The 20742-nt window shown below is 67.0% G+C and carries 24 protein-coding genes; 14 read left to right on the top strand and 10 right to left on the bottom strand.

Annotation, left to right across the window (positions count from 1 at the left end; translation table 11 throughout):
• Nucleotides 1-23 precede the first annotated feature (23 nt).
• The 9 genes from WKR98_RS18420 to WKR98_RS18380 all read left to right on the top strand — a co-directional run bounded on the left by WKR98_RS18420 (nt 24) and on the right by WKR98_RS18380 (nt 8357).
• Nucleotides 24-1187: an acyl-CoA dehydrogenase family protein gene (locus WKR98_RS18420; RefSeq protein WP_124689274.1), complete on the top strand. Its 1164-nt coding sequence runs from the start codon at nt 24-26 to the stop codon at nt 1185-1187.
• Nucleotides 1188-1328: 141 nt separating this feature from the next.
• Nucleotides 1329-2120 carry an FAD binding domain-containing protein gene (locus WKR98_RS18415; RefSeq protein WP_341434308.1) on the top strand — a complete coding sequence of 264 codons (792 nt, stop codon included), beginning with the start codon at nt 1329-1331 and terminating at the stop codon, nt 2118-2120.
• A 43-nt stretch (nt 2121-2163) separates the two neighbouring features.
• On the top strand, nt 2164-2619 hold the full coding sequence (locus tag WKR98_RS18410) for a CoxG family protein (protein ID WP_124689276.1): 456 nt from the start codon (nt 2164-2166) through the stop codon (nt 2617-2619).
• A complete protein-coding gene (locus WKR98_RS18405) occupies nt 2616-3113 on the top strand; it encodes a (2Fe-2S)-binding protein (RefSeq protein WP_124689277.1) in 498 nt (165 codons plus the stop codon). The genes WKR98_RS18410 and WKR98_RS18405 overlap by 4 nt, the downstream gene beginning before the upstream one ends.
• Nucleotides 3106-5466 (top strand): xanthine dehydrogenase family protein molybdopterin-binding subunit, encoded by a 2361-nt coding sequence (locus WKR98_RS18400; protein WP_341434307.1) that lies wholly within the window; start codon nt 3106-3108, stop codon nt 5464-5466. Before WKR98_RS18405 ends, WKR98_RS18400 begins: the two co-directional genes overlap by 8 nt.
• Nucleotides 5463-6197, top strand: a complete 735-nt coding sequence (locus WKR98_RS18395; RefSeq protein ID WP_124689278.1) for an enoyl-CoA hydratase/isomerase family protein — start codon at nt 5463-5465, stop codon at nt 6195-6197. Before WKR98_RS18400 ends, WKR98_RS18395 begins: the two co-directional genes overlap by 4 nt.
• A gap of 29 nt (nt 6198-6226) precedes the next feature.
• Complete coding sequence (locus tag WKR98_RS18390; RefSeq protein ID WP_341434306.1) at nt 6227-7189, top strand: Bug family tripartite tricarboxylate transporter substrate binding protein; 963 nt, start codon at nt 6227-6229, stop codon at nt 7187-7189.
• 23 nt (nt 7190-7212) lie between these two features.
• The gene (locus WKR98_RS18385; protein WP_341434305.1) at nt 7213-7944 is read left to right on the top strand and encodes an SDR family oxidoreductase; all 732 of its coding nucleotides are present in this window, start codon (nt 7213-7215) and stop codon (nt 7942-7944) included.
• 11 nt (nt 7945-7955) lie between these two features.
• Nucleotides 7956-8357 (top strand): hypothetical protein, encoded by a 402-nt coding sequence (locus WKR98_RS18380; RefSeq protein ID WP_341434304.1) that lies wholly within the window; start codon nt 7956-7958, stop codon nt 8355-8357.
• 4 nt (nt 8358-8361) lie between these two features.
• Here WKR98_RS18380 and WKR98_RS18375 read toward each other — a convergent pair whose 3' ends face one another.
• A complete protein-coding gene (locus WKR98_RS18375) occupies nt 8362-9036 on the bottom strand; it encodes a TetR/AcrR family transcriptional regulator (protein WP_341434303.1) in 675 nt (224 codons plus the stop codon).
• A 199-nt stretch (nt 9037-9235) separates the two neighbouring features.
• Here WKR98_RS18375 and WKR98_RS18370 point away from each other — a divergent pair, with 199 nt between their 5' ends.
• The 3 genes from WKR98_RS18370 (at nt 9236) to WKR98_RS18360 (ending at nt 12141) form a co-directional block, all read left to right on the top strand.
• Entirely contained in the window at nt 9236-10063 is an 828-nt protein-coding gene (locus WKR98_RS18370) for an alpha/beta fold hydrolase (protein ID WP_124689283.1), read from the top strand.
• Nucleotides 10064-10132: 69 nt separating this feature from the next.
• Nucleotides 10133-11104: a Bug family tripartite tricarboxylate transporter substrate binding protein gene (locus WKR98_RS18365; protein WP_341434302.1), complete on the top strand. Its 972-nt coding sequence runs from the start codon at nt 10133-10135 to the stop codon at nt 11102-11104.
• Between the two features lie 128 nt (nt 11105-11232).
• Nucleotides 11233-12141 carry a LysR family transcriptional regulator gene (locus tag WKR98_RS18360; RefSeq protein WP_124689285.1) on the top strand — a complete coding sequence of 303 codons (909 nt, stop codon included), beginning with the start codon at nt 11233-11235 and terminating at the stop codon, nt 12139-12141.
• A gap of 12 nt (nt 12142-12153) precedes the next feature.
• Here the strand turns inward: WKR98_RS18360 and WKR98_RS18355 are convergent, their stop codons facing one another.
• The 4 genes from WKR98_RS18355 to WKR98_RS18340 form a co-directional block, all read right to left on the bottom strand.
• Nucleotides 12154-13338, bottom strand: coding sequence for an FAD-dependent monooxygenase (locus tag WKR98_RS18355; protein WP_124689286.1), 1185 nt, complete (start codon nt 13336-13338; stop codon nt 12154-12156).
• Nucleotides 13339-13341: 3 nt separating this feature from the next.
• Nucleotides 13342-14334 carry a Bug family tripartite tricarboxylate transporter substrate binding protein gene (locus tag WKR98_RS18350; protein WP_341434301.1) on the bottom strand — a complete coding sequence of 331 codons (993 nt, stop codon included), beginning with the start codon at nt 14332-14334 and terminating at the stop codon, nt 13342-13344.
• A gap of 113 nt (nt 14335-14447) precedes the next feature.
• On the bottom strand, nt 14448-14912 hold the full coding sequence (locus WKR98_RS18345; RefSeq protein WP_161567807.1) for a MarR family winged helix-turn-helix transcriptional regulator: 465 nt from the start codon (nt 14910-14912) through the stop codon (nt 14448-14450).
• Nucleotides 14913-15007: 95 nt separating this feature from the next.
• Nucleotides 15008-15289, bottom strand: coding sequence for an HU family DNA-binding protein (locus tag WKR98_RS18340; protein WP_124689288.1), 282 nt, complete (start codon nt 15287-15289; stop codon nt 15008-15010).
• Between the two features lie 370 nt (nt 15290-15659).
• Between WKR98_RS18340 and bioB the strand changes: the two genes are divergently transcribed.
• Nucleotides 15660-16661, top strand: coding sequence for a biotin synthase BioB (gene bioB / locus WKR98_RS18335; protein WP_124689289.1), 1002 nt, complete (start codon nt 15660-15662; stop codon nt 16659-16661).
• A gap of 8 nt (nt 16662-16669) precedes the next feature.
• Nucleotides 16670-17092 carry an alternative ribosome rescue aminoacyl-tRNA hydrolase ArfB gene (gene arfB, locus WKR98_RS18330; protein WP_341434300.1) on the top strand — a complete coding sequence of 141 codons (423 nt, stop codon included), beginning with the start codon at nt 16670-16672 and terminating at the stop codon, nt 17090-17092.
• A gap of 15 nt (nt 17093-17107) precedes the next feature.
• Here arfB and WKR98_RS18325 read toward each other — a convergent pair whose 3' ends face one another.
• From WKR98_RS18325 to WKR98_RS18305, 5 genes are all read right to left on the bottom strand, one after another.
• A complete protein-coding gene (locus WKR98_RS18325; protein ID WP_341434299.1) occupies nt 17108-17668 on the bottom strand; it encodes a DUF1415 domain-containing protein in 561 nt (186 codons plus the stop codon).
• A gap of 12 nt (nt 17669-17680) precedes the next feature.
• Nucleotides 17681-18571, bottom strand: a complete 891-nt coding sequence (locus WKR98_RS18320; RefSeq protein ID WP_124689292.1) for a cation diffusion facilitator family transporter — start codon at nt 18569-18571, stop codon at nt 17681-17683.
• A gap of 109 nt (nt 18572-18680) precedes the next feature.
• Nucleotides 18681-19385, bottom strand: a complete 705-nt coding sequence (locus WKR98_RS18315) for a hypothetical protein (protein ID WP_124689293.1) — start codon at nt 19383-19385, stop codon at nt 18681-18683.
• 86 nt (nt 19386-19471) lie between these two features.
• The gene (locus WKR98_RS18310; RefSeq protein ID WP_124689294.1) at nt 19472-20122 is read right to left on the bottom strand and encodes a carbonic anhydrase; all 651 of its coding nucleotides are present in this window, start codon (nt 20120-20122) and stop codon (nt 19472-19474) included.
• 95 nt (nt 20123-20217) lie between these two features.
• A complete protein-coding gene (locus WKR98_RS18305; protein ID WP_124689295.1) occupies nt 20218-20667 on the bottom strand; it encodes a hypothetical protein in 450 nt (149 codons plus the stop codon).
• Nucleotides 20668-20742 lie beyond the last annotated feature (75 nt).

Here is a 20742-nt window from a genome sequence, read left to right as displayed (position 1 = left end):
GTGCCGCCACGGAGAGCAATCTTATGTCGTCATTCGATAGCGAGACCTTTCCTCAGTTGATGGACACGGTCGAGCGCTTCATCCGCCAACGCCTGATGCCGCTGGAGCGGCAGGTGGAGGAAAAGGAGGAGGTGCCGCCCGAGGTCATCGAGGAAATGAAGCAAATGGGCCTGTTCGGCCTGGGGATTCCCGAGGCCTACGGCGGTTGCGAACTGGACCTGATGCAGGAATTGCAGGTGCAGATGGCCTTCAGCTATACCTCGCCGGCCTTCCGGCTGGTGTTCTGGCCCAACGTGGGCATAGGCAGCAAGGGCCTGGTGCTGGCCGGCACCGAGGAGCAGAAGCGGAAGTATCTGCCGGGCCTGGCCAGCGGTGAACTGCGCGCGGCATTCTGCCTGACCGAACCCGACGCCGGTTCGGACGCGGCCAGCCTGAAGACGCGTGCCGAGCGGGACGGCGACATGCTGGTCATCAACGGCACCAAGCGTTTCATTACCAACGCCACGCGTGCCCATGTCTTTACCGTCATGGCGCGCACCGACCCGTCCCGTCCGGGCGCGGCCGGCATCAGCGCCATTCTGGTCGATCGCGATACCCCGGGGCTGCACATAGGCAAGTCCGAGAAGAAGCTGGGCCAGCGCGGCTCGCCCATCAGCGACGTGATCTTCGAGAACGTGCGGGTGCCGGTATCCAACGTGATAGGCGGCGAGGCCGCGCTGGGCCAGGGCTTCAGGATCGCCATGCAGGTGTTGGACCATGGCCGCATCAGCGTGGCGGCCTCGGGGCTGGGCATGGCCCGCCGGCTGATCGACGAGGCGGCGCGCTACGCGGTGCAGCGCAAGCAGTTCGGCCAGCCGATCTCCGAATTCCAGCTGATACAGGCCATGCTGGCGGATTCCGAAACCGAATACCTGGCGGGACATGCCCTGGTGATGCAGGCGGGCCAGGCCCTGGCGCGCGGCGAAGACGTGCGCAACCAGGCGGCGGCCGCCAAGTACTTCTGTTCGGAAGCGCTGTCGCGCATCGCCGACCGCGCCCTGCAGATCCACGGCGGTTCGGGCTACGTGGCCGACCACCACGTCGAACGCCTGTACCGCGATGCCCGGGCGCTGCGCATCTACGAGGGCACCAGCCAGGTCCTGCAACTGGTGATCGCCCGCACGATGCTCAAGCGCTACCAGGATTGAGCCCGCTTTTCGAGACTTATCGAAAATGCTTGTGAGACCATCGCAAACCCGTGTTTCAGCCTTTGCGGTGTTTCTTCTACAGTTAGCGGGGATCAGGCGGCGCGGCATGTCGCGGCCGCCCACGATAATGACGGAGACGATGTGTACCCTCTGAGCTATGTGCGTCCGGCCACCTTGCAGGAAGCGCTGGACTGCCTGGCCCGTGAGCCCGAAGCCCGCCCCCTGTCGGGCGGCATGACCCTGGTGCCCACGCTCAAGCAGCGGCTGGCGGCGCCTTCGCATCTGGTGGATCTGACGCGCCTGCCGGAACTGCAAGGCATCTCGCGCGACGGCGACGTGCTGAAAATCGGTGCCGCCACGCGGCACGCGCAGGTGGCCGAGTCGACCGTGGTGGGCGAGGCCATTCCTGGCCTGGCCGCGCTGGCCAGCGTGATCGCCGATCCGCAGGTGCGCAACCGCGGCACCCTGGGCGGTTCCGTGGCCAACAACGATCCCGCCGCCGACTATCCGGCCGCCGTGCTGGGCTTGGACGGCACCGTGGTAAGCAGCCAGCGGCGCATCGCCGCCGACGATTTCTTTACCGGCATGTTCGAGACCGCGCTTGCCGCGGGCGAGATCATCGTGGGCTTCGAATTTCCCGTTCCCCGCCGCAGCGCTTATGCCAAGTATCGCCACAAGGCCACGGGCTACGCGGTAACGGGCGTGTTCGTCGCCGATACCGCGCAGGGCGTGCGGGTGGCGGTAACCGGGGCCGGGCCCTGTGTATTCCGCTGGCACGAGGCGGAGGCGGCGCTGGCCGGCGGCGACGCCGGGGCGCTGGCTACGGTCCCCCTGGATGCCGATGGGCTGAACGACGACCGCGCGGGCAGCGCGGCCTATCGCGCCAACCTGGTGCGGGTGATGGCGCGGCGCGCCTGGGCGCAATTATCTTGAATCGCGGACGGCCCGGAACGAGGCCGAGCAAGGTGGAGAAGTCATGGAACTGAAAGGATCGCATACGCTGCGGGCGCCCCGCGAACGGGTGTGGGAATACCTGAATACCCCGGAAATCCTGCAGGCATGCGTGCCCGGCTGCGAATCATTCAACGCCGGACAGGCGCAGGACGAGTACGCCGCCGTGGTGGTGGCCGCCATCGGTCCGGTGAAGGCGCGCTTCAAGGGGACCCTGAGCATCGCCGACAAGCGCGCGCCGCTGGGCTATCGCATCATCGGCCAGGGCGACGGCGGTATCGCCGGCTTCGGCAAGATGGTGGCCGACGTCGAGCTGGCCGAAGACGGGGAGACCACGGTACTGACCTACGTGGCCCAGGCGCAGGTCGGCGGCAAGCTGGCGCAGATAGGCGCGCGGCTGGTGGGCTCGATCGTCAACAAGATGGCGGCCGAATTCTTCGAGCGCTTCAGCGTCAAGGTGGAAGAGAAGGTCGCGCCATGATCCGGGTGGAATTGCGGGTGAACGGCGAGGCGGTCAGCCGCGAGGTCGACGACCGTACCTTGCTGGTGGAGTTGCTGCGGTATGAACTGGGCCTGACCGGCACCCACGTTGGCTGCGACACCAGCCAGTGCGGCGCCTGCACGGTCAAGCTCGACGGCGCCGCGGTCAAGTCGTGTGCGGTGCTGGCCGCGCAGGCCAGCGGCGGCGAGGTACTGACCGTGGAAGGGTTGTCGACGCCGCAGCAACTGGGCGAAGTGCCCGCGGCCTTCGTCGCCTGCCACGGCCTGCAATGCGGCTTCTGTACGCCGGGCATGATGATGGCCATCGATTACTACCTGGACACGGATGGTTCGCTGGACGACGAACGCATCCATCAGGCCCTGGAAGGCAACATCTGCCGCTGTACCGGCTACGTCAATATCATCGAGGCGGTCAAGCACGCGGCCCACGCCCGTATCGAGGCGGGCAAGCCGGTCGGGAGGCAGCATGGATAGCCGACTGGTCGGCCAGCCGCGTCCGCGCGCCGAAGACCAGCGCCTGGTGCGCGGCCAGGGACGCTATACCGACGACATGAATCTGCCCGGCCAGGCCTATGGCGCGTTCGTGCGGGCCACCCACGCCCATGCGGTCATCCGCGGCATCGACATCGAGGCGGCTTCGCAGGCGCCCGGCGTGATCGCCGTGCTGCGCGGCCAGGATTACCTGGATGACGGCTTGCGCGGCATGGACCACATTCCCAATCCGGCCGACGCCGTCGCCTTCAAGGAACGGGCCTTTCCGGATTCGCTTACCGGCAGCGTTTTCAACCAGCGGCACCTGCCGCTGGTGGTGGATCGCGTGCGCCATGTGGGCGAGCCGGTCGTGCTGGTGGTGGCGCGCAGCGCGCGCGAGGCGCGTGACGCCTGCGAAATGGTGCTGATCGACTATGACCCCCTGCCGGCCGTGGTGGACGCGGTGCAGGCGATGGACGAAGGGGCGCCGCAATTGTGGGACGGCGCTGCGCGCAACCTGTGCTTCCAGGCCCGGGTAGGCGATGAGGCGGCGGTGCGCGAGGCCTTCGCCCGCGCCCATCGCGTCGTGCGCCGGGAGTTCCGCAACAGCCGCATCGTCAATTGCCAGATGGAGCCGCGCTCGGCGCTGGGCAGCTTCGACGCAGGTTCCGGCGAATACCTGCTGATCTCGGGCAGCCAGGGCGTGACGCGCCAGCAGATGTGCATCGCAGATGCCTTGGGGATACCCCCGGCGAAATTGCGGGTGGTGTCGCCCGACGTGGGCGGCGGCTTCGGTCCGCGCAGTTGCGTGAATCCCGATCAGCTCGCGGTGCTGTGGGCCGCGCGCAGGGTAGGGCAGCCGGTGAAATGGACCAGCGACCGCAACGAGGCCTTTCTGTCGGACTACCAGGGGCGCGACCAGGTCATACGGGCGGCCATCGCGTTCGACGCGCAAGGGCGCATCCTTGGCATCGACAACGAGATCATCGGCAACGTCGGCGCACATACCGTCTCGTACGTGCCGCTGGCCAACGGCTCGCGCATCATGACCACGGTCTACCACGTGCCCGCGGCCACAGCCTTGCTATCCGCGGTGCTTACGAACACGCCGCCTACCGGCCCTTACCGGGGCGCGGGCCGTCCCGAGGCCACGCACGTGATGGAGCGCATGCTGGACGTCGCCGCCGACGAGATGGGCATGGACCGCATCGAACTGCGCCGGCGCAATCTGATCCAGCCGTCGCAGATGCCTTATCGCAGTCCCATGGGGCTGACCTACGACAGCGGCGGTTTTGCCGCCAACATGGAGCGCGCCCTGCTCGTGTCGCAATGGAGCGAGGTGCCGGCGCGCAAGCGCGAGGCGCAGTCGCGCGGCAAGCTGCTGGGCACGGGCCTGGCCAATTACGTGGAATCGCCGGTCGGCGCGCCGCGCGAGCGCATCGAAATCACCATAGGCGCCGATGGCCGCGTCGACTTCGTGGTCGGCACGCAAAGCACGGGGCAGGGCCACGAGACCAGCTTCGTGCAGGTGCTGGCCGACGAACTGGGCGTGCCGTTCGAAGCCGTCACCATGCGCACCGGCGATTCGCTCTTCGTCAAGGTGGGGGGCGGTTCGCATTCGGATCGTTCCATGCGGCTGGTGGGGCATCTGCTGTTGCAGGCCGGCGAACAATTGCGGACGGCGGCGCTGACGGCCGCGGCATCGATGTGGGGCATCGACGCGCAGGGGCTGCGCTATGCGGGTGGCCGGGTGCGCGACGAAGCCGGGCAACGCGAGGCCGGCCTGGGCGAGATCGCGGCCCATATCGAGCGCGCCGGCATGCCCGGTCATCCGGAGGAACACCGCTTCTTCGCCGCCGCCGAGTTCAATGGCCGCATCGCCGCCCATCCCACGGGCACGGCCGTCTGCGAGCTGGAGATCGATCCGGAAACCGGCGACGTGGAGATCGTGCGCTACACCTCCATCGACGACGTGGGACGCCCGATCAATCCGCTCATCGTCGAAGGCCAGGTGCATGGCGGCCTGGCGCAGGGCATAGGACAGGCCTTTCTCGAGGACTACCACGTCGATCCGGAAAGCGGACAGATCTTCAGCGGTTCGTACATGGACTACGGCGTGGCGCGAGCGGGGGCGATCCCGCGGCGCTTCGACGTGGAACTGACCGAAGACCGCACCCACGGCAACGCGCTGGGGGTGAAAGGCGGCGGCGAGAGCGGCATCACGCCTGCCACGGCCGCCATCTTCAACGCGCTGGCCGATGCGCTGCGCGACATCACGCACGAGGAATTGCCCATGCCGGCCACGCCCGCCGCGATCTGGTCGGCCCTACAACGCGCACAGGAAGCACGGTCATGAGCGAACCGGTACGGATGCACAGCCACGAGGGCTTGCTGGACATCGTGTTGAATACCCCCGCAAACGGCAACCTGATGAGCGCCGAGATGGGGAGCCTGATCATCGATGCCGTCTCCAACCTGGACGAGCAGATCCGCTTGATCCGCCTGTCGGGCGAGGGCGAGGATTTCTGCGCCGGGCGAGTCTCGCCCATGCCCAAGCCGGGCTCGACACCGACCGGCGAGGCCCTGCGGCGCAATGTGGCGATGCCGGCGCTCGCGCTGTACGACGCGCTCAAGACGGCGCCGGTGCCGGTGCTGTCCGTCGTGCATGGCAAGGCCTACGGTGTCGGCTGCGCCCTGGCGGGTGTGTGCGACATCACGCTGGCTGCCGACGACGCAAGCTTCCAGATTCCCGAGATGGAGCGCGACATTCCTCCTGCCCTGGTGATGTCGGCATTGATCGGCCGGGTACCGATGAAAACGATTGCGCGCATGGTGCTGACGCGAGACCTGGTGGGGGCCCGCGAGGCCTGGCAGGCCGGCTTGGCCAGCGAGGTCGTCCCGCGCGCCGAGCTGCGGTCGCGGGCCGACCAGATCGCGGCCACGATCCTGACGTGCAGCCCGGTCACGGTGCGCGCGGTCAAGCAATTCATGGAGCTGGCGCCGGGACTGCCGGTAGGCACCTCCAGCAGCCTCGCCGGACACCTGTCCGGCACCGCGCTGTCGGCGAAGTTCGAGCGCCCGGCGTAACGACCCGCTTTCGAGAGGAGACGATATCAATGAAGAAGTGCCTTGCCGCGCTTGCCGCGATCACCCTGATGGCCGGCGCGCCTGCCTGGGCCGCCGACTATCCCGTGCGTCCGGTGCGCATGTTGCTGGGATATCCCGCCGGTAGCGGCATCGACAACGTGGCGCGCCAGGTGGCCGCGGGATTGGAAAAGGAACTCGGCCAGCCGGTGGTGGTGGAAAACAAGGCAGGCGCGCTCGGCAACCTGGCGGCCGACTTCGTGGCCAAGGCGCCCGCCGACGGCTACACCATTCTGTTCACGCCTAACTCCACCCATGCGGCCAACGTCCATTTGTTCAAGAAGCTGCCCTTCGATCCCATCAAGGATTTCGCGCCGGTGGGTACGGTGGCCAGCCTGGGGTTCGTCCTGCTGGTGGCGCCCGAACACACCAAGGTCGACAACGTCGAGCAGTTGACCAGGCTGCTCAAGGATCAGCCCGGCAAGTATTCGTGGGGCAGCGGCAATGCCACGGGACAGGTGGCCGGAGAACTCTACAAGACGCTGGCTGGCGTCGATGCCGTCAACGTGCCCTACAAGGGCGTGCCGCCGGCCCTGACCGATCTGATCGGGGGGAGGGTGAGTTTCCTGTTCGCCGACGCGACACTGGCCATTCCCCAGCTCAAGGGGGGCCGCGTGAAGGCGCTGGCGGTTACGGGCAGCAAGCGGCCCACGTCGTTGCCCGATGTGCCCACCATGGCCGAAGCCGGCGTGAAAGGCTACGACCTGGCGGGCTGGTTCGGCATCTTTCTGCCTGCCAATCCGCCCGAGGCCGTGCGCAAGACGCTGAGCGCCGCACTGCTCAAGGTTACCAGCAGCCCCGAGATGGCCCGCTTTCTGCGCGGCATCGGCGCCGAGCCCCTGAGTGGAGGTCCGGACGACCTGGCGCGGGTGGTGGCGGTCGATACCGAGAAGTGGGGGCGCATTATCCGCGCCGCGGGCATGACCGTCGAATGACGGAGCAAGGGACGGGGGCAGGCATGCGGAGTCTCGAGGATCGCGTCGCGATCGTGACCGGCGCCAGCTCCGGCATAGGCCGGGCCGTGGCGGTGGCGTTCGGCCAGGCCGGCGCGCGTGTGGTGCTGGCGGCCCGCGGCCGGGCCGCCTTGGACGAGACGGCACGGATGGTGCGCGAGGCGGGCGGCGAGGCGCTTGCCTGCGTCGCCGACGTCAGCCGTGAAGAAGACGTGGCGCAATTGTTCGCCGCGGCGCTGGCCGCCCATGGCCGCGTGGACGTGCTGGTCAACAATGCCGGCGTCACCACCAGCCAGCCCATCGAGGACATGAGCCTGGACACCTGGCGCAGCGTCGTCGATGTGAACCTGACGGGCACCTTTCTCTGCAGCCGCGAGGCGTTTCGGGTCATGAAGCCGCGCCGCCAGGGCCGCATCATCAACATCGGCAGCGTGGCGGCCAAGGTGCCACGGCCGGACTCGGTGCCGTACACGACCACCAAGCATGGGTTGTCCGGCATGACCCATGCGCTGGCGCTGGACGGACGGGCGCACGGCATCGCGGTCAGCGTGCTGCATCCCGGCGTGACCGAGTCGGCGCTGGCCGCCAAGTCCGGCCGCAAGTTCGAACCCGGCGAGTTGATGAAGGCCGAGGACGTGGCCCGCGTCGTGCTGCTGATGGCCAGCCTGCCGCCCGAAGTGAATTTTTATGAAGGCACGATGTTTCCGCTGTCCATGCCTTTGCTGGGTAGAGGCTAAAATCCCGAGGCATGAACGCCTCGTTTCCCATCCGCAAGGAATGCCCGCCCGGCGCCTGTATCTGCGAACGCGACCATTTGCTGGCCGACCCGCAGGGCGATAGGCGCATCCTGCTGTTGACCAAGGAAGAAGAGAAGCGCCTGGTGGCCCGTCTCGAAACCCTGGCCACCCTGGAAGACCTGATGGCGATGCAGGCGCGCATGCACGCGCAACTGGGCATCGTCTTGCATATCGAACCCAGCGCCAACGAAGTCCGCACGGTGCGAGGTATCACCATCGAACTGGCGGAGCAGCGGGGCCTGTGCCGCAAGACGCGCGAAGCCGTTCCTGCCGCGATCCGCCGCTGCTTCGAACGCACTCCCGAGATCGTCTACGCCTTGCTCGACTCGCGCGACCTGTTGGGAGGGACTTAGCCCGTCAATCGGTGGAGGCCAGCGCCTGCCGCTCGGCATCCATGGGCGCCAGCCCCTCGATGGCCAGGCGCAGCAGCGCGCGCAGCGAGGCCAGGCCGGCGCCGGGGCGCGGCGTGGGCTGGCTGAGCCAGCGTCGCACTTCGGCCAGGTAGATGGTGACGAACAACGAGGCGATGAGATCGGGGGCCGCGTTGCTGCCGATCTGCTCTTGTTCCTGTTTGCGCCGCACCACGTCGGCCAGCATGGCGTAGATGTTGGCGCGGCGGGCGTAGAAACGACGCGTTTCCTCGCCGCGGTCGCTGCTGCGGGCCAGGAAGTCCGAGGTGGCCTGCACCGCCGGCCGCGAGATCTGCGGATGCCTGGCCCAGTAGCGGTACCGCAGTTCGAAGAAAGCCATGAGCAGATCGATCAACGGACCGTCCCGCCGCAGCACCCTGGCGCCTTTGTCGTTCACGGCATCCAGGTCGTTGTTGACGATCATCATCAACAGATCGAGCTTGTCCTCGGCATAGACGAAGATGGTTCCGATGGCCACTTCGGCGCGCTGCGCGATCTCGCGCGTGGTCGCCACGTCGTAGCCCTTTTCCAGGAAGACGTCGCGCGCCGCCTGCTTGATGCGCCGCAGCTTGTCGAGCTTGGCGCGCTCGCGCAAGCCCAGTTCCTGGTTCGGGGAAGACAAAGCGGATGGATTCTTCATGAAAGAGCAGGGGGCGAAGGAATGAGAGGGGGGGGCCGAGGCTGCCTATTCTAGAAGAACTCGATAGGCCTTCCCCCATGATGATGCAAGATTCTCTTGATAAGTAAAGAAACTTTATATAAGGTGTGATTATCATAAGCGCCGGACGTGACCGGACGCGCAAGAGACAAGGGTTTACGAAATGGCCGACACGCTGGAGCAATCTGCCCGGATCCACACGACGGTTGGCGATGGCCGCGCCGTGGTCTGGCGGCAATGGGGCGCGGGTCCGCTGGTCGTCCTGCTGCACGGCAACAGCGGTTCGTGGACGCATTGGGTGCGCAACATCGCGGCCCTGGCCGAACGCTTTACGGTGCTCGTGCCCGATCTGCCCGGCCATGGCGATTCCGACCTGCCGGCCGGCGACGTGTCGTGCGCCGCTTTCGCCCGTCTGCTGTGGCTGGGCATCGATCAGGTCGCGGGCCCTGACGCGAACGTGGCGCTCGCCGGATTTTCCCTGGGTTCGGTCCTGGCGGAAAGCATGGCGCGGCAACAGCCGCAGCGCGTCCGCCAGATCCTGTTGTTGCGCGGCGCGTTCTCGCACACGGTGCCGCGGCCGCCCGAATTGCTGCGGTGGCGAGGCATAACCGATCCGGCCGAGGCGGCCCGTATCCACCGGCACAACCTTGAAGTTTCCATGTTCGGCGACGCCGCCCTGGTCGATGACGAGGCCGTCCGGCTGCATGCCGACAACCTTGAGCGTTGCCGGCTGGACACCCGGCCGCTGCTGGCCAGCCGCGAACTGGAGGCTTTCCTGGGCCTGCGTTGCCCGGTGCATGGCATTGCCGGCGAACGCGATGTCTACGGCGGCGGCGATGCGCCCGCGCAAGGCCGCGCCTTGCGCGAGACGCTGCCGCAGGCGGTCTTCGACATGATTCCCGGCGCGGGCCACTGGGCGGCCTACGAGGCCGCGGATACGGTGAATGCCCTGATGGTGCGGTCACTGGAAATGAAACATGATCAAATTTGATCAAGCTCAAAAATAAGAAGGCCGCCATCGAGCGGCATGATCCATATGGCTATCAGATAGGAGACTGCAATGAAGAAGATGATCGTGACGGCCTTGGCGATCGCGACCGTGCTGGCGCTGCCGGCGGCACAGGCGCAAGGGGATTTTCCCAATCGTCCCGTGAGGCTGGTGGTATCGTTCCCGCCGGGCGGCAGCACGGACCTCATCGCTCGCGTCATGGCACCCGTCATGTCCAAGCAGCTGGGCCAGCAGGTGGTGGTCGAGAACAAGGGTGGGGCAGGGGGCAACATCGGCGTCGAATCGGTGGTGCGATCGGCGCCTGACGGCTACACGATGGTGTTCAGCGGGGCCGGCGCGCTGGGCATCAACAGTGTGCTGTATCGGACGATGCCTTTCGATCCCGTCAAGGATCTCATTCCGGTCAGCATGGTCGCCAGCTCGCCGTTTGTCCTGGTGGGGCCGGCGAATTCTCCGTACAAGGACGTCAAGGCCTTGATTGCCGCGGCCAAGGCAGAGCCGGGCAAGCTGTCGATCGGCCATGGCGGCCTGGGCACGGTCATGCACCTGGCCAGCGAGCTCTTCAATCAAATCGGGGAAGTGAAGACCGTCCTGGTGCCCTACAAGGGCACGGGTCCGGCCACCACCGATGCGCTGGCCGGGCAGATTCCGGTGGCTATGAGCGACGTGCCCAGCGCCGTGGCGTACATCAAGGAGGGCCGCATGAAGGCCTTCGCCGTGACGACGCGCGAACGGTCGAGTTCGCTGCCCGACGTGCCCACGCTGGACGAGTCGGGCATGAAAGGCTACGAGGCCATGGGCTGGTTCGGGATCGCGGTGCCCGCCGGCACGCCCGAACCCGTCGTCAAGCGCCTGAATGCGGCGATCCGGGCGGCGCTGACCGACCCTGGCGTGATCGAACGTGTGCGCGCGGCCGGCGCCGACCCGGCGCCGACCTCGCCCGAGGAGTTTCGCAAGATCATCGCCACCGATATCTCCAAGTGGGGCGACATCGTGCGCCGGACGGGGCTGAAGCTGGACTAATCCCCCCCTACGCGCTGACGCGCGCCCCCCAGGGGGCGATGCGGGTGGACCGGCAAAGCCGGATCCACCGCATCCTGGGTCTGGGGCGGTGATGCGCAAAGAGGGGGGAAAACTGAAATAATTGGCGCATGAATATTTCTTTGCGCCAATTACGGGCATTTCTGGGGGTGGCGGCATCGGGCAATTTCACCCGCACCGCCCAGCGTCTGCATCTGAGCCAGGCGGGGCTGAGCGCGACCATTCGCGAACTCGAATCCCAGCTCAATACCCGGTTGTTCGAGCGCACCACCCGCGCGGTGGTGCTGACCGAGGCCGGCCGTGTCTTTCTGCCCGCGGCGGAATTGGTCGAGCGTGAACTCAGCGCCGCGGCGGCCCGTCTGCGCGACATGGGGCGCCAGGAGGGCTCTGCCCTGCGCCTAGCGTTCACGCCCTTGATGGCGGCCAATGTCGTGCCGGAGACCATGCGGCGCTTCCTGGCGGATCATCCGCAGGTCGAGATCGAGATCATTGCCGGCAGTCCGCTCGAAATCCAGCAGCTGGTCGAGACGGGCGAGGCCGATGCGGCTTTCGGCGCGTTCTTTTCCAAGGTGTCGGGGCTGGTGCGCAAGGCGCTGGTGTCATCGGGGCTGCTGGCGGTTTATGCGCCGGGGCGCTATGCGCCGACGCCGTCGGCCAAGGGGCGCAAGGACACGACCTGGGAGATCCTGCGCGACCAGCCTTATGTGGCGCTGACGGAGGACAGCCCCCTTCATCAATTGGCGGAAGATGCCTTGTTCAAGCACCAGGTCAACATCGGCCGCCGCATCGCCGTCCAGCACCTGGATACGGCGCTGGGGCTGGCGGAGCAGGGCTTCGGCATCGCGGTCATTCCGGAGTTTTCGCAAATTGCGTGCGCACGCTATGCGGTGGAGCACCGGGTGATCAGCCCGGCGGTGACCTTCGATTTCTGCTACGTGATGCGGGCGGGGGCGCCCCTGCCCGATACGTTGACCGAATTCGCCCAGGTGTTCAAGGACGTGATGGAGACCCGCCCGTAGTCTGCCGGGCGATCAGATAGGTACGGTTTCGACGTCGTAGGTGAAGAGCCACTCGTAGCGTTCCTTCACCCGGTCTTCCTGCCATTCGCGGTTCACGTAGGCAGCGGCGCCCTCGGCGTGGGCCAGTTCGCGATTGTGGAATCGCTTGGCGTTGGCGTTGGCGCCGAGGATGACATTGGCGGTGCGGTCCTTGCGCGCCTGCTCGTAGCGCAGCAGCGCCTGCGTCGGATCGGAGTACTGGCGCAAGGCGCGCGCCAGGATGTAGCCGTCTTCCAGGGCCATGCCCGCGCCTTGGGCGAGGAAAGGCAGCATGGGATGGCAGGCGTCGCCCAGCAGCGTGACCCGGCCTTCGCTCCAGCGCGGCATGGGATCGCGAACCATCAGCGCCCATTTGTAGGGCACGTCGATGGCGCGCACCAGCGTATGTACGTCCTCGTTCCAGCCGCGCAAATCGTTCAGGCACTCTTCGGTGGTGCCGCGCTCGGTCCAGGACTCGACCTGCCAATCGCTGCGCTCCACGGCCGCGACGAAGTTCACCAGCTTGTAGCCGTGCAGTGGATAGTGGATGACGTGGGCGCCGGGGCCCACCCAATTCACGCCCACCGGGCGGCTCAGGCGCTCGGGCAGCTTGTCGGCCTCGATCACGCCGCGCCAGGCGACCAGGCCCGAGAAATCGGGCCGGTCGGCGCCGAATAGCTGGCCGCGTACCAGCGAGTGCACGCCGTCTGCGCCGATCAGCACGTCGCCGTGGAAGATCCGGCCATCGGCCGTGTGGACGGCCACGCCGTCGCCGTTCTGCTCGAAACGCTCGAACTTGGCGCCCAGCACCAGGGCGTCGGGATCGGCGCGCTGCACGCCGGCGGCGATGGCCTGGTGCAAGTCGGCGCGGTGCACGGTCAGGTAAGGGTAGCCGTAGAGTTCGCGCGATACGTCGCCCAGGTTGAACAGGGTCCAGGTCTGGCCGCTGTTCCACAGCCGCACGATCTTGCCTTCCGGCTCGCAGGCCTGCCCGGCCATGTCGCCTTCCAGGCCCAGCGCATACAGCACGTGCACGGCGTTGGGCCCGAGTTGTATGCCCGCGCCGACTTCTTTCAACTGCGGGGCCTGTTCCAGGATACGGACCTGGAAACCTTGTTGGAGCAGGGCGAGACCGGCGGTCAGTCCGCCCAGGCCGCCGCCGGCGATGATGATGCGCATGAGTCAGTCCAGTGTGGTGTTGGTGCGTTTGATCAGTTCGGCCCAGCGCTTGGTGTCGTTGGCCAGGAAGCTGCGGAATTCGTCCGGCGTGGTCTTGATCACGTCCTGGCCGCCGGCCTTCATCTGGCTCATCAGTTCGGGATCGTCCTGCGCCGCGCGCAGCGCGGCGTTGAGCTTCTGCACGACGGCGGGCGGGGTGCCGGCGGGCGCCACCAGGCCCGTCCAGGAATACGATTCGAAATCGCCGCCGAAGACTTCGCGCACGGTGGGGACCTGCGGCATGTCGGCCGAGCGCGTGGCGCCGCCGGTAGCCAGTACCTTGGCCCGGCCGCTTTCCAGGTAGGGCCGCACGACGGTGATGGTCTCCAGCGTCATGTCGATCTGGCCGCCGATCATGTCCGCCAGCGCCGGCGCGCCGCCCTTGTAGGGAACGTGAAGGATGTTCGCGCCGGACACCTCCTTGAACCATTCGCCGGTCAGGTGGTTGATCGAACCGTTGCCGGCGGAACCGTAGGACACCTTGTTCTTGGCGGCATAGGCGACCAGTTCCTGCAAGGTGTTGGCGGGAAACGCGTTACGCACCACGAGCAGGATGGGGCTGCGCGCCACCAGGCCCACGTGCGCGAAGGATTCCATCGGGGAGTAGGCCAGGTTGCGGTACAACCCCGGTGCCACGCCCAGGCTGCTGGTGCTGGCCCACAGCAGGGTATGGCCGTCGGGCTTGGCGCGCGCGACCGAGGTGGAGCCGACCGTGCCGCCCGCGCCCGCGCGATTTTCTATCACCACGGGTTGGCCGAGTTGTTTCGCCAGCGTCTTGCCTACCAGCCGCGCGGTGGTATCGGTGGGGCCTCCGGGCGGGAAAGGCACGACGATGGTGACAGGCCCGGCGGGAAATTCGGCGGCCGCGGCCGATGTGGTGCCGGCCAGGGCCAGTGTTGCCAAGGTGGCGAGGCACGCACGCCGCATCGGCGTGGCACGCAAGACTCGCTTGTTCATCGATGTCCCCTCGTTGTCCGTCATGTTGGGGGGACTATAAGATGAAGCGATGAGCGAGTTGAATCACATAATAATTATAGGATCACAAGGAATTTCGATCAGCGCGATGCCCGCTATGTCGCGCCGATATGTCGGCTGCGCAAATCGTCGATGACTGTACGCAACAGTCCGCGCAGGGTCTTGAGTTCCTTGGGGCCGAGGCTGGAGAAGGCTTCCTGCTCGAAGCGGTTCAGCTCGCGCGTGCCGGCCTCGACCACCTGCCGCCCGGCCGGGGTGAGCGTGATGCGCAGGATACGGCGATTGCTGGCGTCTTCCTTGCGCTCGAGCAGGCCGCGCTCTTCCAGGGTCGAGAGCAATTGGCCCATCGACTGGGGGGTGACATAGAAGCGCCTGGACAGGTCCGCGGAGGACAGTTTTTCGCGGTGCGCGACCACGGACAGCACGGTGAACTGGATACCCGTCACGCCGTAGGGCTTGAGCAGCGCGTCGCTGAAGTTGCGGAGGGGATGGTGTACCTGGGAGACCAGGTAGGTGGTGCTGGGACCGCTGAAAGGCTCTGCGGGTTGGTCGGTGGACAAGAATGACTCCGGGAGCGAAGGATTCCTGCAGTGTAAGGCAGACTGATTCGGCGCGCACCGCCGCGCCAGGCGGAAGGTGCGCGTGGCGACGACGCTTACTTGACGTCGACGGCGTCTTTCAGGACCTTGGCGGCGCTGAAAGCGGGTGCCTTGCGGGCAGCGATCTGGATCGCTTCGCCGGTACGGGGGTTGCGGCCCGTCTTGGCGGCTTTTTCTTTCACCGAGAACTTCCCGACGCCCGGCAGCACGACCTCGTCGCCCTTGGCCAGCGTGTCGCGCAGGGCATCGCCCAGTGCGTCGATGAAGGCTTCGGAGACATTCTTCGGTTGTTGGGTGCGCTCGGCGAGAGCGTCGATCAGTTCCTTCTTGGTGCGCATGCGTACTCCTTGAAAAATATCGGCAGACCGGCCGGATGGCCGCCTGCCTATGCACAGAGCCGGCATTCAAGCAATCTTGGAGCAGAAATGCAAGTCCGGCCGCAGATGATGACAGTCGGCGCAGGGCAGGGCGAGAGCGGCCACTGCGCGGCGAGGTCCGGGCACCTTACCCGAAAAATCCTGCGAAGTTGCAACAGGCGTAGGCGTCATGTTGGCCGCGACTTCATCCAAAATCAGGGTGTACACGGCAAGTTCGCCGATTTTTGATGCAAAAAACGGATTTTGAATATTTGATGCGGCCGCCCGGCTTGCTTACCATGTGCGCTGGCCACGGCCCGCGAGCCGCGCCATCCCCCGTGTAGGAGTTCCCATGCAAGCTGATCCCGTCGTCGCGAACGCGGCCGCCGCTGTTACATCTCGCCGCAATTGCGCATCCTGGAACGTGGATGCGGTGCTGGCGCTGTTCGAGCTGCCCTTCGCCGATCTGCTCTACCAGGCGCAGCAGGCGCATCGGCGCTTCTTCGATCCCAACGCCATCCAGCTGTCGACCCTGCTGTCGATCAAGACCGGCGGCTGCCCCGAGGATTGCTCGTACTGCCCGCAGTCCTCACGCTACGACACCGGCGTCGAGACCGAGAAGCTGATGCCGCTGGACGAGGTGCTGGAAGCGGCGCAGGCCGCCAAGGACAACGGCGCGACCCGGTTCTGCATGGGCGCGGCCTGGCGCAGCCCCAAGCCCCACCAGGTCGACGCGGTGGCCGACATGGTCAAGGCGGTCAAGGACCTGGGCCTGGAGACCTGCGTGACGCTCGGCATGCTGCGCGACGGCCAGGCCGAACAACTGCGCGAGGCCGGGCTCGACTACTACAACCACAACCTGGATACCTCGCCCGAGTTCTACGGCCGCGTCATCACCACGCGTACCTACCAGGACCGGCTGGATACGCTGGGCCGGGTGCGCGAGGCCGGCATCAAGGTCTGCTGCGGCGGCATCGTGGGCCTGGGCGAATCGCGCCGCGAGCGGGCCGGGCTCATCGTCCAGCTGGCCAACATGGATCCGTATCCGGAGTCCGTGCCCATCAACAATCTCGTGCGCGTGCAGGGCACGCCGCTGGCCGACAACGCCTCGGTGGATCCGTTCGAGTTCGTGCGCACCATCGCGGTGGCGCGCATCACCATGCCCGAGGCCGTGGTGCGGCTGTCGGCCGGGCGCGAACAGATGGACGAGGCCTTGCAGGCCCTGTGCTTCCTGGCCGGCGCCAATTCCATGTTCTACGGCGACAAGCTGCTGGTGACCGAGAACCCGCAGGCCGAGGCCGACCGCGACCTGCTGCGGCGGCTGGGCATGCGCGTGGACGCGGCCGCGCACTGAGGCCGCCCATGCCCGTCCTGCCCCTGGCCCCCGGCGTCGCCATCGATGAAGACGAGATCGTCTTCACGATGATCCGCGCGCAGGGGGCGGGCGGCCAGAACGTCAACAAGGTGTCGAGCGCGGTCCACCTGCGCTTCGATCTGGGCGCCTCGTCGTTGCCCGAGGCGTGGAAAGAAGCGCTGATGCAGAAGGCGGACCGGCGCATCTCCAGCGCCGGCGTGGTGGTGATCAAGGCGCAGGCTTATCGCAGCCAGGAAAAGAACCGGGCCGACGCGCTGGAACGCCTGACGGCCCTGCTGGCCTCGGTGGCGGAACCGCCCAAGCCGCGCAAGGCCACGCGGCCCACAAAGGGATCGCAGCAGCGCCGCCTGCAGCGCAAGGTGCGGCACGGCGAGGTCAAGCGGATGCGCGGCCGCGTGAGCGAGGACTGAGGTCCGCGCGGCGCCCTACAGTCCCAGTTTCTTCCAGCCTTCGTGGCCCAGTTCGCGCAGCGTCTCGATGTTGCGTTCGTAGATGCTCTCGGCTTCCGGGAACGCCTCCACGGCCTTGTCCACGCTGGCCTCGCGCAGCAGGTGCAGGGTGGGGTAGGGCGAGCGGTTGCTGTAGTTCTCGATGTCGTCGGCGCCGGTGCCCGCGAACTGGTAGTCGGGGTGGAAGCTGGCGACCTGTATCTCGCCTTCCAGGCCCAGCGCTTCCACGGCGGCGTCGGCCTCGTCCAGGAACTCGTTGTAGTCGTAGAAATCGGCCAGCGCCCAGGGGTGGATCAGCAGCACGGTGTCGACCTGTTCCGGGTCGCTCTGCGCCAGCGTGCGCAGGCATGCGCCCAGTTCCTCGAGCAGCGCGTCGGGGTCGCGCGCGTCGCTGACCACGTACTGGATCTGGCCCTTCGTGTGGACGGCCTTGGCGAAGGGACAGAGGTTCAGGCCGATGACGGCCTTCTCCAGCCACGCGCGGGTGGCGTCGACGATGGCCGGATGGGAGAGGGAATCGGGAGGGGAAGTGAACATGATGCGTGGGGCTCAGCTGATGCGGACCTCGGGCGAGGCGACCGCCTGTTGTTCGGGTTCGATGTGGATGACGATGGAGCTGCCTTCGATGTAGCCATGGATGGCGGCTTCCAGCCGGTCGCAGATCGCGTGGGCGGCGCCTACCGGCATCGCGCCGGGCACGACCAGATTGAATTCGATGAAGACGCGGGGGCCCGAGCGGCGCGAGCGCAGGGTGTGGGCTTGCAGCGCCCCGGTGCCGTGTTCGTGGATGATCCGCCGCACGCCGTCGACGATTTCGCGGGGCAGGGCCTCGTCCATCAGGCCGCCCACCGAGTCGCGCATCAACTGCCACCCGGACCACAGGATGTGCAGCGCCACCAGGCCGGCGATGATGGAGTCCAGGCGGGTCCAGCCGGTCAGCGCCACCAGCGCCACGCCGATCACCACGCCTATCGACGAGACCACGTCGGTCCACAGGTGGCGGCCGTCGGCGACCAGCGCCGGCGAGTGCCAGCGGCGCCCGTAGCGCATCAGCAAGGCTCCCCAGACGCCGTTGATCAGCGTGGCGCCCAGGTTGATCGCCATGCCCAGCACCGGCGCGTCCAGCGGTCGGGGGTTCAGGAAGCCCTGGTAGGCCTCGCGCAGGATGGCCAGCGCGGCGAACACGATCAGCGTGCTTTCCAGGACCGCGGACAGGTACTCGGCCTTGTTGTGGCCGTAGGGGTGGTTGGAGTCGGCGGGAATGGCGCTGACCGACAGGGCCACCACGGTGATGACGGCCGTGGCCACGTTGATGATGCTTTCCAGCGCGTCGGAATACAGCGCGATGCTGCCGGTCAGCCGGTAGGCGAGGTATTTCAGGCCAAGGACGGCGATCCCGACGACGATGGTGGCCACGCCGAATCTCGTGGCGCGTGTCATGGGGACTCCGTGTTCCCGTGGCGCAGGAAGGGCAGGACGGGAAGGGGCATGGGCTCGGGCAGGCGTGCGGATCCCGGCATTCTAGCCGGGTCCGCGCGGTTTGCGTGCCCTAGCGGCCGCCCAGACCGGGCAAGAGGCCCCGCAGGTCGGGTATCTGGAATGAGCCGCCGGGCAATTCGAAGCGCGAGGCCTGGGGCGCGCGGTCGTCCAGGGTCTCCACCCTGAAGCGGTCGCCGAAGCGCAGGAGGCCGAGCCGGTCCGCCTGCAGGCGCCGCGCCAGATCGTCGGCGCCGGGGGGAAGCAGGGTGCCCGACAGCGAGGCCAGGCTGCGGCCCAGTTTCAGCGCCGCGGTGGTCAGTTCGCTGGCCGCGGGGGCCGAGGTCAGGACCAGTTCCTCGGTGCGCCGCTGCCGGCGGCCGTCTTCATAGGTCAGCACGTAGACGGTGCCGCCCAATCCGGCCACGGTCTCGCTGCGCGTGGTCGGCTGCAGGGACACGATGGCGCTGACCTGCTCGAGGGCGGCCGTGGGGCTGGGCATCAGGCCGCCCGCCATGCGCATCAGGTCGGCCGCTTCCATGACCACCTGCTGTCCGTTGACGCGGCTGACGGCGTAGATCTTGTCGCCGCGGGCCAGCAGGTAGTTGTTGGGGCTCTGCGGCGAGGCGGCCCTGAGGTTGTTGCCGGCGTATTCGACCGAGGCGGAAAAAGGCTGCCCCCGGTCGTCCAGTCCGGCCAGCCGGGCGGTGCCGGCGGCGTGGGCGAGCAGGGGAAGGGACAGGGACAACAGCGCCGTGGCGGCAATACGTAACATCATGGTCCAGGCTCCATGCGCAGCGGCCGTGCGCGGTGCAAACCGCTTGGACCGCCGATGCCCGATGACGTTGCGTAAAAATTGTTGCCCTAGTCCAGCGGGATGGGGCCTTCGGTGACGGGATGGAACTCGCCGGTGGCGGGGTCGCGAACCATCAGCACGCCGGTGGCGACGCCGAAGTAGGCCCCATGCAATTGCAACTGGCCACGTTCGGCCAGGATGCGCACGCACGGGAAGGTCATCAGGTTGTTCAGGCTGTGTTCGACCGTGGCCAGTTCCAGCTGTCGGATGTACATGCCGGGGTTTTCGCCGGGCGGGACGGTGCGTTCGACCACCGGGGCGATCTGCTGCATCCACTTGCCGATGAAGTCCCCGGGCGAAAGCGGGTCGGCGCTGTTGGCGAAGGCCGAGACGCCCCCGCACAACGCGTGGCCGAGCACGACGATGTGCTTGACGCGCAGCGACTGCACCGCGAACTCCAGCGCCGCGCTGGTGCCGTGATAGTGCTGGGTGATGCCTTCGTAGGGGGGGACGAGGTTGGCGACGTTGCGGACCACGAAGATCTCGCCGGCGCCGGCGTCGAAGATGACTTCCGGGGCCACGCGGGAATCGCAACAGCCTATGACCATGATTTCGGGCTTCTGGCCCTTTTCGGCAAGCGTCTTGTAGCGGGTGCGCTCGTCGTTGAAACGGCCGCCCAGGAAAGAGCGGTAGCCGTCTGTGAGTCGTGCTGGGAACATGCTTCACCTGTTGCTGGCCCGCCCTGAACGGGCGGGAAGCATCATGATACCAGCCGAAGCCTTGGGGAGATGCTGGGGGATGCCCGGGGGGCCGGTCAGCGCGCCGCGTCCTGCGCGGCGCGCAGGCTGACCAGGGCCTGGGACAGGAGGTGCAGGGGGTCCTCGGAGGCCACGACCGGAACGTCGTTCAGCGTCAGCACGAGGACGCCGGCGGGCAGCTCGATCAGCTTCAGGGCTCCGGGCGGGATGGCCAGCCCCGCCTTGGGCGCGATGATCTTGAGGGTGGTCAGCAGCGCCGCGATTTCTTCGTGCTCGTAGATGGGGTGCCATTGCGACAGCCGGTCCATCACTTCCCGTTGCAGGGATTCCCCGGGGTTTTGCAGGGACTGCTCGACGCCGAAGATCTGGGCGCTCCAGAGTCCGCGCTCGTCGGTCTCGATGGTGATGGCCCGGGCCGGGATGTCCGGACGCAGCGGATGCACGGCGGCCCTGAGATGGGTTTCCGCAGTGTGGCGGGTCTCGCGCGTCGTGGGGGGAATGCGCATGGCGGAGTCCGTTCCGATTTCTGTCGAGCTTAGCCGCATGCCCGGCCACCAGGGGTTACAGCGCCGTTGCGGTTT

The sequence above is a fragment of the Pigmentiphaga sp. YJ18 genome, from assembly GCF_038066655.1.
In the GTDB taxonomy this organism is placed as follows: Bacteria; Pseudomonadota; Gammaproteobacteria; order Burkholderiales; family Burkholderiaceae_B; genus Pigmentiphaga.
Note: the sequence above shows the minus strand (reverse complement) of the source record. Positions and strands in the feature narration are given on the sequence as shown.